We start from the raw sequence: 15,727 nt of genomic DNA on the forward strand, positions 1-15,727 counted from the left end.
AGAAGCAGAGAAAAAGGCCGTGAAACACGGCCTTAACAGATCTTAATTAAACGGATTAACCAAAATCATGGTTTCGTTACGATCAGGACCCGTAGAGATAATGTCGATAGGTGTTTCTAATAACTCTTCAAGACGCTTGATATAATTGATCGCTGCTTGAGGCAGTTGCTCAATTGATGTCGCGCCAAAAGTCGACTCGCTCCAACCCGGCATAGTTTCATAAACCGGCGTAACCAGTTCATAACCTTCAGCGGCCAGCGGAGTGACTTTAGAGATAGTGCCATCAGGATTCTGATAACCGACACAAATCTTCACTTCTTTCAGACCATCAAGTACATCTAACTTAGTCAAGCAGAAGCCGCTAACACTGTTGATTTGAACTGCGCGGCGCATTGCCACAGCATCCAACCAACCTGGACGACGCTTACGACCCGTTGTCGCACCAAACTCATGACCTTTAGTACCTAAATGATCACCGACTTCACATAATAGTTCAGTTGGGAATGGACCTGCACCTACGCGAGTGGTGTAAGCCTTCATGATACCTAAGACATAGTCTAAGTGACGCGGACCAAAACCTGAACCCGTCGCAACACCACCGGCAGTGGTATTTGAAGAAGTTACAAATGGGTATGTTCCGTGGTCAATGTCGAGTAATGTACCTTGAGCGCCTTCGAACAAAATTGGCTCACCGGCTTTACGCGCAGTATCCAATAATTCAGTCACATCAACACACATGCTCTTCAGATAATCGGCCATAGCCAAAGCATCTGCTAGCGTTTGCTCGTAATCAACCGCTTCGACTTGATAGTACTCTGTCAGCATAAAGTTATGATATTTCATAACTTCTTTCAGCTTTTCAGCAAACAGTTCAGCATTGAACAGGTCGCCTACTCGCAGACCGCGACGAGAGATCTTGTCTTCATACGCAGGTCCAATACCACGGCCAGTTGTACCAATAGCTTTATTACCGCGCGCTTTTTCACGGGCAATATCAAGGGCACAATGGAAGGGAAGGATCAGCGGACACGCTTCAGAGATCAACAGACGTTCCTCAACAGGAACTCCACGATCTTTCAGCATGTTGATCTCTTTCATCAGGGCGTCAGGTGCAAGCACCACACCGTTGCCAATAATGCATTTCACATTATCGCGCAGGATACCCGATGGGATCAGATGAAGAACGGTTTTTTCACCGTCGATAACCAAGGTATGACCAGCATTGTGGCCGCCTTGATAGCGAACTACATATTTTGCCTGTTCTGTTAGAAGGTCGACAATCTTACCTTTTCCTTCGTCACCCCATTGGGTGCCGAGAACAACTACGTTTTTGCCCATTATTTGCTGCAAGGTTGCGGTTAAAAAAGAATTTTAACAGATCTTAGTTAATAAGGGCAAGCAGGCTATTTTTCACGCAAAAATAACCCAAATGACGACTCCAGCAGTGACTAATGCCCCACCAAGTCGCTGGATAACTTGCTGATTTTGATGGGAGAGTTCATTTAAATAACGACGCCATTTATTTGGGAATAATAATGGCCCAAGGCCTTCCAAAACCAACACAAGTGCCACTGCTAGCATAAAAATCTGAAAAGTCATGCTTACCTCAAACTCACTCGCTTAATATAAATTTATTGTATATCAGCATACTCCAACCAAAGAGTTTTCTTATACCGTCATTTTTAGCCAATAAAAAACCCAGCATAGGCTGGGTTTTTTGATATTCCAAAAACGAATTAACGCTTAGAGAATTGTGGCTTACGACGTGCTTTACGTAGACCCACTTTCTTACGCTCAACTTTACGAGCGTCACGGGTAACGAAACCAGCAGAACGAAGTGATGGACGCAGTGCTTCATCTAATTGCATCAGAGCACGGGTAATACCGTGACGGATTGCGCCTGCTTGGCCAGTGATACCACCGCCTTTAACAGTTACATAGATGTCCAGCTTGTCAGTCATTTCAACTAACTCTAAAGGTTGACGAACAACCATACGAGCAGTTTCACGACCAAAATACTGATCCAAAGGACGTTGATTTACAACGATGTTGCCACTACCTGCTTTAGCGAAAACGCGAGCTGTAGAGGTTTTGCGACGGCCAGTGCCGTAGTACTGAGTTGCAGCCATTTGCTTAATCCCGTTTAGATATCAAGAACTTGAGGTTGTTGTGCAGTGTGGTTATGTTCTGCGCCAGCGTAAACTTTCAGTTTACGGAACATGGCACGGCCCAGAGGACCTTTTGGTAACATACCCTTAACTGCTTTCTCGATGATCATTTCTGGCTTTTGCGCTTGCAGCTTTTCAAAGCTGATTTGCTTAATGCCACCAGGGAAGCCTGAATGCGAGTAGTACGTTTTGCCTTTCGCTTTGTTACCAGTAACAGTCACTTTTTCAGCATTAACAACGATGATGTAATCACCAGTATCAACGTGTGGAGTGTATTCTGGCTTATGCTTACCGCGTAAACGGACAGCGATTTCAGTAGCGATACGACCTAAAGTTTTGCCGTCTGCGTCGACGACGAACCAGTCACGAGTTACAGTTTCTGGTGTAGCAGTAAAAGTCTTCATTATTACAAAAACCCAAAGTTAATTTTCTGTCTCACATGTTGTCTGCATTTGCAAACAACACAAAATTGCCTTTTAGTACCCCTTCGAGCACCGACTTCGGCTTACAACTTCCGCCCAATTGGCGGAGTAACGTGGGCAGGTGGCGGAGTATAGACAAAGCTGAGTTAAAAATCACCTGATATTTTGATAAAAATTATAAAATATCGACCAATCTGGCTTGTCATCCTAAGGATTAACAAGCCTCTGGTGATTTAAGGCCGCAGCTAATGCAAAACTCTTACACTACTGGGTTACGGCAGGTGTTCGGTTTTTAAATAATCGTGGGATTGCATCTCAATTAAGCGCGAACGGCAACGCCTAAATTCGAAGTTAAGCAAACCATCGGCATAAATATCTTCGAGTGGCACTTGAGCCGATACAATCAGCTTTACATTGCGCTCGTAAAATTCGTCGACCATAGCTAAAAAACGTCTGGCGATGTCATCGCCAGTCAAAAAGGCGCCCATTTGTTCTATGCCACTCACGAGGACAGTGTGATAAATCCGCGCAAGTTCCATGTAATCACGCTGGCTTCGTGGACCATCACAGAGCGCTCTAAAATCGGCCAACAATACGCCCTGCGCCTGCTGCCGAATACTAATACTGCGGCCTTCTATTTCGATGTCAGCAGTAAGCACCTCAGACTCAGGCGCTAACTGACTAAAATAACGTATAAGATTGGCATCAGCTTGTGCATCTAATGGATGATGATAAATCTCTGCTTGCTCAAGGGTACGCAATCGATAGTCAATGCCAGAATCCACATTGAGCACTTCACAATGTTGATTAATTAGAGCTATCGCAGGTAAGAAACGTGCGCGCTGTAAGCCATTTTTGTATAAGTCGTCGGGGATAATATTCGAGGTTGCAACCAGTACAACGCCTTCTTTAAATAACGCTTGAAACAGCGTACCTAATAGCATGGCATCGGTAATATCAGAGACAAAGAATTCATCGAAACAGATAACGCGATATTTTGCAGCCATCTTTTTCGCAATCACCAACAAGGGATCGCGCACGCCTTTCAGCTCATCTAAATCTAAATGTAGCTGATGCATGAAACGATGGAAGTGAGCCCGCAGCTTTTGATCGCCAGGCAAGGCATCAAAAAAAGTATCCATCAGGTAAGTTTTACCGCGCCCAACTCCGCCCCAAAGATACAGGCCTTTAGGTGATGCTGGTGCCGATTTTAAGCCTAATGCGCTAAACAATTTCCCTACAATAGAACTCGGCTCTTCTGCCGTAGTTAAGTCTTCATAGACACGTTGTAACGCCTTAACGGCAATTTCTTGAGCCGGATCATGGGAAAAACCGTCACGGGTAAGATCTTTTTGATAATGCTGCCAAGGGCTTAACTGAGGCACGTTTAAATTCTCTTATGTCCTTTATTAAAACTGTGACGATATTAGCACGGCCAATATGACGCAGGATATATTAATGCAGAATACGACTTTTACCTTAACGCTAAACTGCATACAAACGTCTAATAAGCATCTATGCTGTAGGTCATTTTAATCGGCAAAATCCGCTAATATTGGGGCTTGAAAAATCCTAATCTCGCCCACAGATTTCTGTTCAGAAACAAGTATGAAACAGCCGACAAAATAGGCTAAAAAAATTAACATTTATTAATATAATGAACTTTTTCAATAAGGTGCGAGTCAGAGTGATTACCTAGGCAAATAGCCGGTACCGATACAGATTTGATCTGGCACTCGCACGATTGCTGATGCATTACATCCAGATCTTTCAACCCTTATTTGGAGTTATGAATAGATGAAAACAAAATTATCTGTACTTTCAGCCGCAATGTTAGCCGCGACCCTGACTATAATGCCTGTCGTCTCACAGGCCGCCATTCCACAGACGGTTGAGGGACAATCCATTCCAAGTCTTGCGCCTATGCTTGAGCGTACGACGCCCGCAGTCGTATCAGTAGCAGTAACGGGGACTCATGTTTCTAAGCAAAGAGTACCTGATGTTTTCCGTTACTTTTTCGGCCCTAATGCGCCACAAGAGCAAGTGCAAGAACGTCCTTTTAGAGGCTTAGGCTCAGGCGTCATTATTGACGCAGAAAAAGGCTATATCGTCACGAACAACCATGTGATTGACGGTGCTGATGATATTCAAGTTGGTCTTCACGATGGCCGTGAAGTAAAAGCAAAACTGATTGGTACTGACTCAGAGTCAGATATCGCATTATTGCAAATTGAAGCGAAAAATCTCATCGCAATCAAATCCTCTGATTCCGATGATTTACGCGTAGGTGACTTTGCCGTTGCCATTGGTAACCCCTTCGGCTTAGGTCAAACCGTCACCTCGGGCATTGTTAGTGCTTTAGGCCGTAGCGGCTTAGGCATTGAAATGCTGGAAAACTTTATTCAAACCGATGCTGCGATTAACAGTGGTAACTCGGGTGGCGCACTCGTCAATCTTAACGGCGAGTTAATTGGGATTAACACGGCAATCGTAGCACCGGGCGGCGGTAACGTCGGTATTGGCTTTGCCATCCCTGCTAATATGGTGAAAAACCTCGTGGCACAAATTGCCGAACACGGAGAAGTACGCCGCGGTGTATTAGGTATTTCGGGACGTGATCTCGATAGCCAACTCGCCCAAGGTTTCGGTTTAGACACTCAACACGGTGGCTTCGTGAATGAAGTAGCCAAGGGCAGTGCCGCAGAGAAGGCCGGTATAAAAGCAGGTGATATCATCATCAGCGTTGATGGCCGTGGTATTAAGTCATTCCAAGAACTGCGGGCTAAAGTCGCCACTATGGGTGCAGGTGCTAACGTTGAGTTAGGACTCATCCGTGACGGTGATAAGAAAACAGTTAAAGTGACCTTAGGTGAAGCGAGCCAAACCAGTGAAACAGCGGCTGGTGCCGTGCATCCTATGCTGCAAGGTGCGTCCTTAGAAAACTCATCTAAGGGCATTGAAATTACCGATGTCGCACAAGGCTCACCAGCGGCCATGAGTGGCTTACAAAAAGGAGATGTGATTGTCGGTATTAACCGTACTGCGATTAAAGATCTTAAGACACTTAAAGCACAACTTAAAGATCAAGAAGGTGCCGTTGCACTGAAGATAATGCGTGATAAGAGCATGTTGTATTTAGTCCTACGTTAATCGACAAAATAGGCCATTTTTTCTGCCATAGATAAGCATAGGGAGCTTAGGTTCCCTATGCTTACATCGATTAAACATGTTAATCTAACTCACCTTTTTCTAGATCCATCCTGCCATGACTATAAAAGACACTCTGTTATATCTCGGTAAAGCCACCCTTTTCGGCCTTATCATGGCGGCCATGTTTTTATTGGTGACACGTTATTTCGATAACCAATCCCTCGGCAGTAGTCTGCTACAAACCCGTGCCAACAACACAGTCGAGCTATCCTTTGCCAAGGCGGTACGCCGTGCAGCTCCTGCCGTTGTAAATATTTATAGCCTCAGCATAGATCAAAATCGGCCGCTTAATTCAGGCTCACTTCAAGGTCTAGGCTCTGGGGTGATAATGAGTAAAGAAGGTTATATTCTCACTAATTATCATGTCATTAAGAAGGCCGATGAGATTGTTGTCGCCCTGCAAGATGGACGCAAATTTACCTCTGAAGTGGTTGGTTTCGATCCTGAAACCGATTTATCGGTACTCAAAATTGAAGGCGATAACTTACCAATTGTCCCCGTTAATCTCGACAGTCCGCCTCAAGTCGGTGATGTCGTACTCGCTATTGGTAATCCCTACAATTTAGGCCAAACCATTACCCAAGGCATCATCAGTGCCACGGGGCGCAACGGCTTAAGTTCAGGTTACTTAGACTTCCTACAAACCGATGCAGCGATTAATGCGGGTAACTCGGGTGGCGCACTCATTGACACTAACGGCAGCCTTATCGGTATTAATACCGCAGCATTCCAAGTGGGTGAAGAAGGTGGCGGCCATGGGATTAACTTCGCTATCCCGATTAAATTAGCCCACAGCATTATGGGTAAGTTGATTAAAAACGGCCGCGTGATCCGTGGTGCCTTAGGAATTTCTGGCGAGCCGATTAATCCTGTGGTGGCACAAATCCTTAATCTACCCGATCTCAAAGGTGTGCTCGTTACGGGTGTCGATCCTAATGGCCCTGCGGCCCGAGCCCTGCTAATGCCAAGGGATGTGATTATTAAATACGATGGTGAAGATGTGCCAGGCGTTGAAATGCTAATGGACCGCATCGCTGAAACCACACCGGGTAAGAAAGTGATGATGACTGTGATACGCCAAGGTAAACAACAAGAGTTGCCTGTGATTATCGATGAGAAGGTTGTGATCGATAACTAGAGTGTCACTCAGTATTACGAGCTCAACTGCAGAAAACAAAAAACCAGCTTTTAGCTGGTTTTTTAATGATTCAAAATTAGCTTAAGTCAGTAACAGATCACTGAATACGCACAACCTGTGCGCCTAAACCTTGAAACTTATTCTCAATATGCTCATAGCCACGATCTAAGTGATAGATACGATCGACAATCGTCTTACCATCGGCCACTAAGCCCGCAATCACTAGACTCGCTGACGCACGTAAATCCGTCGCCATCACCTGCGCACCACTTAAAGATTCAATCCCTTGAATGATGCAGGTATTACCTTCAAGCTCCATGGTAGCGCCCATACGGATAAGTTCAGGCACATGCATAAAACGATTTTCGAAGATAGTCTCAGTTATGGTTGCCGTACCTTGTGCTAAGGCATTGAGCACACAAAACTGCGCCTGCATATCGGTTGGGAAACCAGGATAAGGTGCCGTCTTGATATTCACCGCCTTCGGACGTTTACCCTGCATATCGAGCTCAATCCAATCTTCGCCCGTAGTAATCGTCGCGCCTGCATCTTCAAGCTTAGCGATAACCGACTCAAGTGAAGCAGGATCGGCTTTTAAACAACGAATGCGACCACGGGTCACCGCAGCGGCCACCAAAAATGAACCGGTTTCGATACGATCTGGCATCACGCGGTAATTACAGCCCTGTAAACGCTCAACCCCTTGAATACGCAATGTCGCACTGCCTACACCAGTGATTTTTGCACCCATGGCAATTAAGCAATTAGCGAGATCGATCACTTCAGGTTCACGGGCCGCGTTTTCAATCACGGTTTCGCCATCGGCTAATGCTGCGGCCATCAGTAAGTTTTCGGTCGCACCAACACTCACCATGTCCATAAAGATATGTGCGCCTTTAAGACGACCATCAACACGGGCCTTGATATAACCTTCTTTCACTTCAATCTTGGCGCCCATCATTTCAAGGCCATGTAAGTGCAAGTTCACTGGTCTTGCGCCAATGGCACAGCCGCCAGGCAATGACACATCAGCCGTACCATAGCGAGCCAATAACGGCCCTAAGATCAAGATAGAAGCACGCATGGTTTTCACGAGATCATAGGGAGCGCAAAACTCATTCAGATTAGTGGTAGAAATGCGGATCTGTCCGTCACCGAGTTCAGTCACTTCAGCGCCGAGACAGCGTAATAATTTACAGCTCGTACTCACATCACGCAGATTGGGCACGTTAGAAACCACAAAATCGGTTTCAGCCAATACACCGGCCATCAGAATAGGCAAAGCTGCATTTTTAGCACCCGAAATAATCACATCACCGGCAAGCGGGGGGCTTGCCTGAATTGTTAGTTTATCCACTTTTCCTCACTAGCTAGGCATGTTGAAAACTTTTTCGCGTTTCCATTGAGTCGGCGTGAAAGTTTTGATCGTTAATGCATGTAATTCACCGCTGGCAATGTGTGCCGTCAACGGTGCATAAATGGCTTGTTGCTGTTTGACTCGGCTCATACCATCGAAGCATTCACCTACGGCGATCACTTTATAATGGCTACCATCCGAGCTAGCGTGAACTTCTTCAAGCCCTAACGCATCACGTAAAATCTGTTCGATTAAGCTGCATTCCATGAAATCTATTACCCTATTCTCAATGCGCTTCTTCGGTAAAGAAGGCATCTAAATCATATAAATCAATTAGTTTTTTAAGTTGTGCTGAAGCAGAACTCAATACAAGTTGGCTGCGATGTTCACGCACTAACGCCAGCAAAAATGCCATGCCAGCGCTATCACTGTATTCGAGCCCAGACAGAGACAATATCTGGGTTGACTCATTCAGCAGTTGTTGCCGCTGTGGCCAAAGTGTAATGACATCGGCTTGGGTTATGCGCCCTTTGAGATGACAAACTGTCCCCTGTTGCACAAATTCAATCACGACTGTGACTTCCCTGACTTAGCCTTCATGACCACTTTCTCTTTAGTGCGATCTTCGAGCATCTTAATCACAGGATCGATACCCTGTTGGCGAATTAGATTAGAGATTTCCGACTGCTTAGAAGACAGTAAGCTCACACCTTCGGCAACTAAATCAAATGCCTTCCATGAGTCATCCTTTAAACGGCGCGCCTTAAACAGCAGTTTAATCGGCGGGCGACCAGCTTCGATGATCTGCACGTTTACATCGACCATTTTCTCTTTGCTGAAATCAATCCCAGGTGAGAATTCCACTTTTTGATTAGTATATTCAGTAAAGGCTTGGGCATAAGTAGAGATTAAATAACCTTCAAAAGCATTGACGAAACGATTGCGTTGCTCTTCGGTTGAATCCTTAAGATATTGGCCTAATACCTTATAAGAAGCGTATTTATAATCGACATAAGGCATGAGTTCTTCACGAACAATCACCTTTAAATGGTCTGAATTTGCGTCGATTAATGCTTTATCTTTGTGAAAACGATCGAAGGTTTTATTGGCAACGGCTTTCACCATGGCATACGGATCTGTCGTATCGACAACCACATCAGCGGCGACTGCGCTCGTTGCCCCTAAAACCATCACTAACGGCAATAAAAAACGAGATAAGTTTTTAAACATAGCGGTAACCCCTATTTATCCTTCGAACCCATACTATATAAGAACTGACCAATCAGCTCCTCCAACACTAATGCCGAGCGAGTGTCGTCAATCTTATCGCCATCTTTCAGCATACTGACATCATCGTCGACAAAACCCGGTGTTAACCCTAAGAATTGTTCGCCCAACAAACCCGAAGTCAAAATGGCTAAACTACTGGTTTCAGGGAATTTATCGTAACGCTTGTCCATCACTAATGTGACCACAGCCACTAACTTAACTGGGTCTAAATCTATGCTGCTCACTCGGCCAACGACAACACCGCCAACCTTGACTGGCGAACGCACCTTCAAACCACCAATGTTGGTAAAATTGGCTTGTATGGTATAAGTGCTATCGCTGCTTTTCACTTCAATATTGGCGACGTTAAAGACTAAGACCAAAAAAGCGGCCAATCCTGTTAAAAGAAACACACCCACTAATAATTCAATTTTTCGTGTCAACATGTTCAGCTACCACTCTGTTAATCCATCTAACCTGTGTCGAAATCCGCAGTGTTCCGTTAGCGGCCAAACATCAGGGCTGTCAGTAAAAAATCCAATGCCAATACAGCGAGGCTCGACTGAACGACAGTCTGGGTCGTTGCACGGCTGATGCCTTCCGGATTTGGGATCACTTGATAACCGCGATATAACGCAATCCAAGTGACCACTACGGCAAACACACCACTTTTGATCAAGCAGTTAACTATGTCCTGACGCCATTCGACAGACGCCTGCAGAATCGACCAAAACGCACCACTGTCGATCCCTTTCCATTCCACGCCAACAAGGTGCCCGCCATAAATACCTACAGCGGTAAACATCAACGCCAGCAATGGCATACTGATCACTCCAGCCCAAAAGCGCGGTGCAATAATCTGCCTTAATGGGTCAATCGCCATCATTTCTAAACTAGAAAGCTGCTCAGTACTTTTCATTAAACCAATTTCAGCGGTTAATGCTGAACCCGCCCGTCCCGCAAACAATAACGCGGTAACAACTGGCCCTAACTCACGCAGTAAACTGAGCGCCACCATAGGACCTAAGCTTTCTTCGGTGCCAAAACCAACTAAGATGTTGTAGCCTTGCAGTGCGAGCACCATGCCGATAAAGAGTCCTGAGACTAAAATAATCACCATGGATTGCACACCGACCACATAAATCTGGCGCACTAATAATGGAAAACCTTTACGCACGCGTGGCCAGCGAAAAATCGCGCCCCACAGCATAAGGCCTGCACGGCCAAAACCGAGCACTAGCTCAATCGCGCTGCGGCCTAAGTCGGCAATACTGTCGATTAACTTCACTTGCCAACTCCTTTTGCCATTAATTCTTGCTGGTAATCATTTGCCGGATAATGGAACGGCACAGGGCCGTCCGGAGCACCTTGAATAAACTGTTTCAGCTGCGGATTATCAGCGTACTTTAATTCTTCAGGGGTACCGTGGGCGATGACTTTTTTGTCAGCCACCACATATACATAATCGGCAATGCCAAGCACTTCATCCACATCGTGGGACACCACAATGGAAGTCAGATTCAGCGCATCGGATAACTCACGAATAAGCTTTACTAACACGCCCATCGATATTGGGTCTTGCCCTGCAAAAGGCTCATCGTACATCACCATTTCAGGTTCAAGCGCTATGGCTCTAGCTAATGCGGCGCGGCGTTGCATACCACCGGACAATTCGCTTGGCATCATCTGAGCGGCACCACGTAAACCTACGGCTTCAAGCTTCATCAGCACGATAGTGCGAATAATGTCTTCAGGCAGTCCAGAATGTTCACGCAGCGCAAACGCCACGTTATCGAACACATTAATGTCGGTAAACAGCGCACCACTTTGAAACAGCATGCTCATCCGCTTACGCAGACTAAATAATTCATTACGACTCACGCCATGGATATCGTGACCGTCGAATAACACTTGTCCATGATCAGGCGTTAATTGGCCGCCAATCAATTTCAACAGGGTCGTTTTGCCTATGCCGCTCGGCCCCATGATCGCCGTCACCTTGCCCCTTGGAATGGACAGGCTAATATCTTCATATATCACACGCTGACCGCGGCTAAACCCCAAATTACGGATCTCAACCAACGGCGTTTGTTCTTGAGTCATGCTTGATTCCGACATTTGCAAATGAGGTGATCCTAGTCTTCCGAGACTGACCAATCGAAGAGCCGCAAATTGTACGTAATTGCGCTTTAACCTACAACCGAATCGACACTATCGCCCTCCGATACTTTCAATTTGCCTCATTTACAGCGAAAATGCGCCCTAAGTTTTCACTCTGCACAGGTAAAATGTTACTTAATGTTTTCAACCTGGTTGCAGAATTGGCAGTATTGGCTAATTCGTTCGCACTTAGCTCACTCTTTGCCCACTTTTATCGGGGAGAGTCGATACGCAATTGCGCAATAGAGGCATCCCATAGGGTAATACCCGCTGCGATATGGAATAAATCCATTGAAATAAACGACAAAGACGATGATATTGCTCAAGACCTTCTGCCGCTAAACACGTTATTGTGCGTGAATAGCTAACGCAGCTGAACTTGACGAGTCGGATCAATCGCTCTAGCCTGCCGCAATTGTTTTGCTGTTTTCGGTAATAAACCACAGTAAGACATAAGCTAAATTGTCTGAAAACAAACTAATACTTGGCAGAAAGCCTATTACATATCATCTTTATCGCGTACCAAATTGTGCTATTCCAATCCCATCAATGGGGCGACAAAGACAATGCAAAAAGAGAGATAGACATGGTAGACAAATCACAACTGCGCCAATGGGGTTGTAAAGTTATCGACATTGAAAAGTCAGCCCTAGACAATCTTTATCAATATGTTGATTCGGCTGAATTTGCAGAAGCTTGCGAGTTGATCCTCAACTGCACAGGCAAAGTGATTGTCATGGGAATGGGCAAATCGGGCCATATCGGCAATAAGATTTCAGCCACCCTCGCCAGCACAGGAACGCCCGCATTTTTTGTGCATCCGGGTGAAGCCAGCCACGGCGATCTGGGTGTATTGGCCGATAACGATGTGATTTTAGCGATTTCAAATTCTGGTGAGTCGAGCGAAATCCTCACCTTAATGCCGGTCATCCAACGTATGGGCGTGCCCGTTATCGCGGTAACAGGTAAACCCGAATCGAATATGGCGCGATTATCTAAAGTGCATTTATGTATTGAAGTCCCAGAAGAGGCTTGCCCACTTGGACTTGCCCCAACGTCGAGCACTACCGCGACCTTAGTGATGGGCGATGCCATCGCCATTGCGCTACTACAAGCTAAAGGCTTTACCCGTGATGATTTTGCTATGTCCCATCCTGGCGGAGCTTTAGGACGCAAGTTATTGTTAAAAGTCTGCGATGTCATGCACAGCGGTGATGACTTACCGCTCGTTAACCACGATATTTGCATCACAGAAGCTCTGTACGAAATCTCCAAGAAAGGCTTAGGCATGACGGCGATTATCGATGATCAGCGCAAGCTTGTTGGTATCTTCACCGATGGTGATTTACGCCGCGTTATTGATGCAGAAGTGAATTTACGCACGACGCCCATTGCCGATGTGATGACCCGTAACTGCGTCACGATCACGGATAATGTATTGGCCGCCCAAGCGCTGCAAGTGATGGACTCAAAAAACATCAACGGATTAATTGTTATTGATAAAGACCGCCATCCTATCGGCGCTCTTAACATGCTAGACATGGTTAAAGCAGGAGTCATTTAATGCCACAGCAAGGATTTTACGGCCCAATCAGTGATGATGTGTGGCAACGCGCACAAAAGATTAAACTGTTAATCTGTGACGTCGATGGGGTGTTTTCCGACGGCCGTATTTACTTGAGTAATAGCGGCGAAGAGCTCAAAGCCTTCCATACCCGCGATGGTTATGGCGTGCGCTCACTCCTCACCAGCGGTTTCAACCTCGCCGTGATCACAGGACGTCAATCCAAAATCGTTGAAAACCGTATGACAGCCCTTGGTGTTACCCATATTTACCAAGGCGTAGACAATAAGTTCGAGCCCTATGAAGCATTGCTCGCACTTTATGGTGTCACCCCAGAAGAAGTGGCTTATATCGGTGATGATATTGTCGATCTTCCCGTGATGAATGTCGTCGGTTTAGCGGTCAGTGTTGCTGACGGCCACCCCTATGTACGCCAACACGCCCATTTTGTGACTACGCTCAATGGTGGCCACGGTGCACTGCGTGAACTCACAGATCTGTTACTCCTAAGTCAAAATAAATTCACTTCGGCCCATGGAATGAGTATATGAGTCGTGTGACACTCGCGATTATCGCTTTTTTTGGAACCGCACTAGCGCTTTACTGGCAGGTCCAGAACAAACACAGCGGTGATTCCGATAACAGAGTAAAAGATCAAAATACCCCAGATTTCATCGTTGAAGATCTGCGCAGTGTTGAGTTCAATGAGCAAGGACTAGTGAATAGCCGTGTGACGGCGAAACACATGGAACATTATGATTCAACGAATCAAACTTTCTTTACTCAACCTGTTTATCTTGTTTATCCAGACCAAGGTAAAGCACAATGGCAACTCAGGGCAGATCAGGGCAAGCTAAACAAGGAAACTGGCAAGGTTGTATTAGAAAATAATGTTATTATCGATGCCATTAGCCCAGAAGAACCGATTCAGACCTTGTCCACCAGTTATCTGGAACTCGATCTCAACACTATGATAATGACCTCTGACCGTACCATTTACGTCACAGGGAAAGATTTTAATATTCAAGGCCAAGGCCTTTATGCCGACCTCAACGCGCAAGAAGTGCAATTGACCAGTCAGGTAGTAGGAACATATGAAGCAAAATAACGTATTACTTGCCAGCCTAATGCTAATTATGAGCATGAGTGCTTTCGCGAAAGTCGGCGACTTAAAGCAAGAAGTCAAAATTAAAGCAGTGAGCCAAACTGCGGATATCAAAAACAACCAGATCATTTTCTTTGGTCCGGTTGAAGTTACCCAAGGCTCAATAAAAATCCAAGCAAATGAACTGCGTGCATTTTCCGCTGAAGGTGAAAATAGCAAAACTTTGGTCGCCACAGGCAACCCTGCTACATATAGCCAAATATTAGACGATGGCCGCCCTGCATCTGCCAGCGCGAAAGAAATTCGTTACGATATGGCAAGCCGCACCTTAACACTGAAAGGTATGGCGTCATTAGATCAAGCAGGTAGCCAAGTTACAGGCAATTTAATCCGCTATAACATGATTCAACAGAAATTGATGGCCGAGAGTACTGGCAGTGGTGACGATCGCGTGATCACTATTATTCAGCCTGAAAACTATCAAGATGATGCTAAATCAGACGCTCCGGCGGATAAACCTGTAAAAAAGCAGGACTCTAAATGACCCAAATCACCTTAAGAGCACAAAATCTGGCTAAAAGTTACAAGAGTCGCCAAGTGGTTAAAGACGTCAGTCTGACGGTAAAAACCGGTCAAGTCGTTGGCCTACTCGGTCCAAACGGCGCGGGTAAAACCACGACCTTTTACATGGTTGTCGGGCTAGTGAAGAGCGATAAGGGACATATCTTTATCGACGATGATGATTTAACCGCAGATCCTATGCATCTGCGTGCCCGCAAAGGCATAGGTTACTTACCGCAAGAAGCCAGTATCTTTCGTAAGCTAACTGTTCATGACAACATCATGGCCGTACTGCAAACTCGTAAAGAACTTAAAAACGAAGAACGAGAAGAAGAACTAGAACATCTGCTCGAAGAGTTTCATATCACCCACATCCGTGACAGCCAAGGCATGTCATTGTCGGGTGGCGAACGTCGTCGCGTCGAAATTGCGCGGGCTTTAGCCGCTAATCCTAAGTTCATTTTGCTCGATGAACCGTTTGCCGGCGTCGATCCTATTTCGGTTATCGACATCAAGAAGATTATCGAACAACTCAAAAGTCGCGGCCTTGGCGTACTGATCACAGACCATAATGTCCGCGAGACATTAGATGTATGTGAACATGCTTATATTGTGAGTCACGGAAACCTGATTGCCGAAGGAACTCCAGCAGAGATCTTAGACAATCAGCAAGTTAGGGCTGTGTACTTAGGTGAACAATTCAGGCTATAGTTAATCGAGCGAAGCCAATGGAGGCAATTTATACCGCCATTGGGCTTCACTCAAGATAATAA

Annotated in this window: 19 protein-coding genes; 7 read left to right on the forward strand and 12 right to left on the reverse strand. The window is 45.7% G+C overall.

Annotated elements, in window-relative coordinates:
* Nucleotides 1–42: 42 nt before the first annotated feature.
* The 5 genes from L5L97_RS09995 to zapE all read right to left on the reverse strand — a co-directional run bounded on the left by L5L97_RS09995 (nucleotide 43) and on the right by zapE (nucleotide 3,975).
* Nucleotides 43–1,338: an adenylosuccinate synthase gene (locus L5L97_RS09995; protein ID WP_028759421.1), complete on the reverse strand. Its 1,296-nt coding sequence runs from the start codon at nucleotides 1,336–1,338 to the stop codon at nucleotides 43–45.
* A 72-nt stretch (nucleotides 1,339–1,410) separates the two neighbouring features.
* Complete coding sequence (locus L5L97_RS10000) at nucleotides 1,411–1,599, reverse strand: DUF2065 domain-containing protein (RefSeq protein ID WP_105251404.1); 189 nt, start codon at nucleotides 1,597–1,599, stop codon at nucleotides 1,411–1,413.
* Between the two features lie 137 nt (nucleotides 1,600–1,736).
* On the reverse strand, nucleotides 1,737–2,129 hold the full coding sequence (rpsI, locus tag L5L97_RS10005; RefSeq protein ID WP_006083052.1) for a 30S ribosomal protein S9: 393 nt from the start codon (nucleotides 2,127–2,129) through the stop codon (nucleotides 1,737–1,739).
* Between the two features lie 14 nt (nucleotides 2,130–2,143).
* Entirely contained in the window at nucleotides 2,144–2,572 is a 429-nt protein-coding gene (gene rplM, locus L5L97_RS10010) for a 50S ribosomal protein L13 (protein WP_105251403.1), read from the reverse strand.
* 290 nt (nucleotides 2,573–2,862) lie between these two features.
* On the reverse strand, nucleotides 2,863–3,975 hold the full coding sequence (zapE, locus tag L5L97_RS10015) for a cell division protein ZapE (RefSeq protein WP_263142838.1): 1,113 nt from the start codon (nucleotides 3,973–3,975) through the stop codon (nucleotides 2,863–2,865).
* A gap of 412 nt (nucleotides 3,976–4,387) precedes the next feature.
* On the opposite strand from zapE, the gene degQ reads away from it, so the two are divergent.
* Together degQ and degS are read left to right on the forward strand one after the other, a co-directional pair.
* The gene (degQ, locus tag L5L97_RS10020; RefSeq protein WP_131524126.1) at nucleotides 4,388–5,740 is read left to right on the forward strand and encodes a Do family serine endopeptidase DegQ; all 1,353 of its coding nucleotides are present in this window, start codon (nucleotides 4,388–4,390) and stop codon (nucleotides 5,738–5,740) included.
* Nucleotides 5,741–5,855: 115 nt separating this feature from the next.
* Nucleotides 5,856–6,938, forward strand: a complete 1,083-nt coding sequence (degS, locus tag L5L97_RS10025) for an outer membrane-stress sensor serine endopeptidase DegS (protein WP_105251400.1) — start codon at nucleotides 5,856–5,858, stop codon at nucleotides 6,936–6,938.
* A gap of 97 nt (nucleotides 6,939–7,035) precedes the next feature.
* On the opposite strand, the gene murA is transcribed toward degS, so the two are convergent.
* Genes murA through mlaF form a run of 7 tightly spaced genes read right to left on the reverse strand, consistent with a single transcriptional unit; the run spans nucleotide 7,036 to nucleotide 11,667 of the window.
* Nucleotides 7,036–8,295, reverse strand: coding sequence for a UDP-N-acetylglucosamine 1-carboxyvinyltransferase (murA, locus tag L5L97_RS10030; protein WP_105251399.1), 1,260 nt, complete (start codon nucleotides 8,293–8,295; stop codon nucleotides 7,036–7,038).
* 9 nt (nucleotides 8,296–8,304) lie between these two features.
* Nucleotides 8,305–8,562, reverse strand: a complete 258-nt coding sequence (locus L5L97_RS10035) for a BolA family protein (RefSeq protein ID WP_006086065.1) — start codon at nucleotides 8,560–8,562, stop codon at nucleotides 8,305–8,307.
* A gap of 19 nt (nucleotides 8,563–8,581) precedes the next feature.
* Nucleotides 8,582–8,866, reverse strand: a complete 285-nt coding sequence (locus L5L97_RS10040) for a lipid asymmetry maintenance protein MlaB (protein WP_263181744.1) — start codon at nucleotides 8,864–8,866, stop codon at nucleotides 8,582–8,584.
* Nucleotides 8,863–9,525, reverse strand: coding sequence for a phospholipid-binding protein MlaC (locus L5L97_RS10045; protein ID WP_105251397.1), 663 nt, complete (start codon nucleotides 9,523–9,525; stop codon nucleotides 8,863–8,865). Before L5L97_RS10045 ends, L5L97_RS10040 begins: the two co-directional genes overlap by 4 nt.
* Nucleotides 9,526–9,536: 11 nt before the next feature.
* Nucleotides 9,537–10,010: an outer membrane lipid asymmetry maintenance protein MlaD gene (gene mlaD / locus L5L97_RS10050; RefSeq protein ID WP_028759401.1), complete on the reverse strand. Its 474-nt coding sequence runs from the start codon at nucleotides 10,008–10,010 to the stop codon at nucleotides 9,537–9,539.
* Nucleotides 10,011–10,066: 56 nt separating this feature from the next.
* On the reverse strand, nucleotides 10,067–10,852 hold the full coding sequence (gene mlaE / locus L5L97_RS10055; RefSeq protein WP_105251396.1) for a lipid asymmetry maintenance ABC transporter permease subunit MlaE: 786 nt from the start codon (nucleotides 10,850–10,852) through the stop codon (nucleotides 10,067–10,069).
* Nucleotides 10,849–11,667: a phospholipid ABC transporter ATP-binding protein MlaF gene (gene mlaF / locus L5L97_RS10060; RefSeq protein WP_063882287.1), complete on the reverse strand. Its 819-nt coding sequence runs from the start codon at nucleotides 11,665–11,667 to the stop codon at nucleotides 10,849–10,851. Before mlaF ends, mlaE begins: the two co-directional genes overlap by 4 nt.
* Before the next feature lie 643 nt (nucleotides 11,668–12,310).
* On the opposite strand from mlaF, the gene L5L97_RS10065 reads away from it, so the two are divergent.
* Genes L5L97_RS10065 through lptB form a run of 5 tightly spaced genes read left to right on the forward strand, consistent with a single transcriptional unit; the run spans nucleotide 12,311 to nucleotide 15,665 of the window.
* Entirely contained in the window at nucleotides 12,311–13,288 is a 978-nt protein-coding gene (locus L5L97_RS10065; protein WP_168825500.1) for a KpsF/GutQ family sugar-phosphate isomerase, read from the forward strand.
* Nucleotides 13,288–13,839 carry a 3-deoxy-manno-octulosonate-8-phosphatase KdsC gene (kdsC, locus tag L5L97_RS10070; RefSeq protein WP_028759542.1) on the forward strand — a complete coding sequence of 184 codons (552 nt, stop codon included), beginning with the start codon at nucleotides 13,288–13,290 and terminating at the stop codon, nucleotides 13,837–13,839. The genes L5L97_RS10065 and kdsC overlap by 1 nt, the downstream gene beginning before the upstream one ends.
* On the forward strand, nucleotides 13,836–14,396 hold the full coding sequence (gene lptC / locus L5L97_RS10075; RefSeq protein ID WP_105251394.1) for an LPS export ABC transporter periplasmic protein LptC: 561 nt from the start codon (nucleotides 13,836–13,838) through the stop codon (nucleotides 14,394–14,396). The genes kdsC and lptC overlap by 4 nt, the downstream gene beginning before the upstream one ends.
* Nucleotides 14,383–14,937 (forward strand): lipopolysaccharide transport periplasmic protein LptA, encoded by a 555-nt coding sequence (gene lptA, locus L5L97_RS10080; protein WP_105251393.1) that lies wholly within the window; start codon nucleotides 14,383–14,385, stop codon nucleotides 14,935–14,937. The genes lptC and lptA overlap by 14 nt, the downstream gene beginning before the upstream one ends.
* Nucleotides 14,934–15,665 carry an LPS export ABC transporter ATP-binding protein gene (gene lptB / locus L5L97_RS10085; RefSeq protein WP_105251392.1) on the forward strand — a complete coding sequence of 244 codons (732 nt, stop codon included), beginning with the start codon at nucleotides 14,934–14,936 and terminating at the stop codon, nucleotides 15,663–15,665. Before lptA ends, lptB begins: the two co-directional genes overlap by 4 nt.
* The last annotated feature ends 62 nt before the right edge of the window (nucleotides 15,666–15,727 follow it).

The organism is Shewanella sp. SM71, from assembly GCF_025653905.1.
GTDB classification, from domain to species: domain Bacteria; phylum Pseudomonadota; class Gammaproteobacteria; order Enterobacterales; family Shewanellaceae; genus Shewanella; species Shewanella oncorhynchi.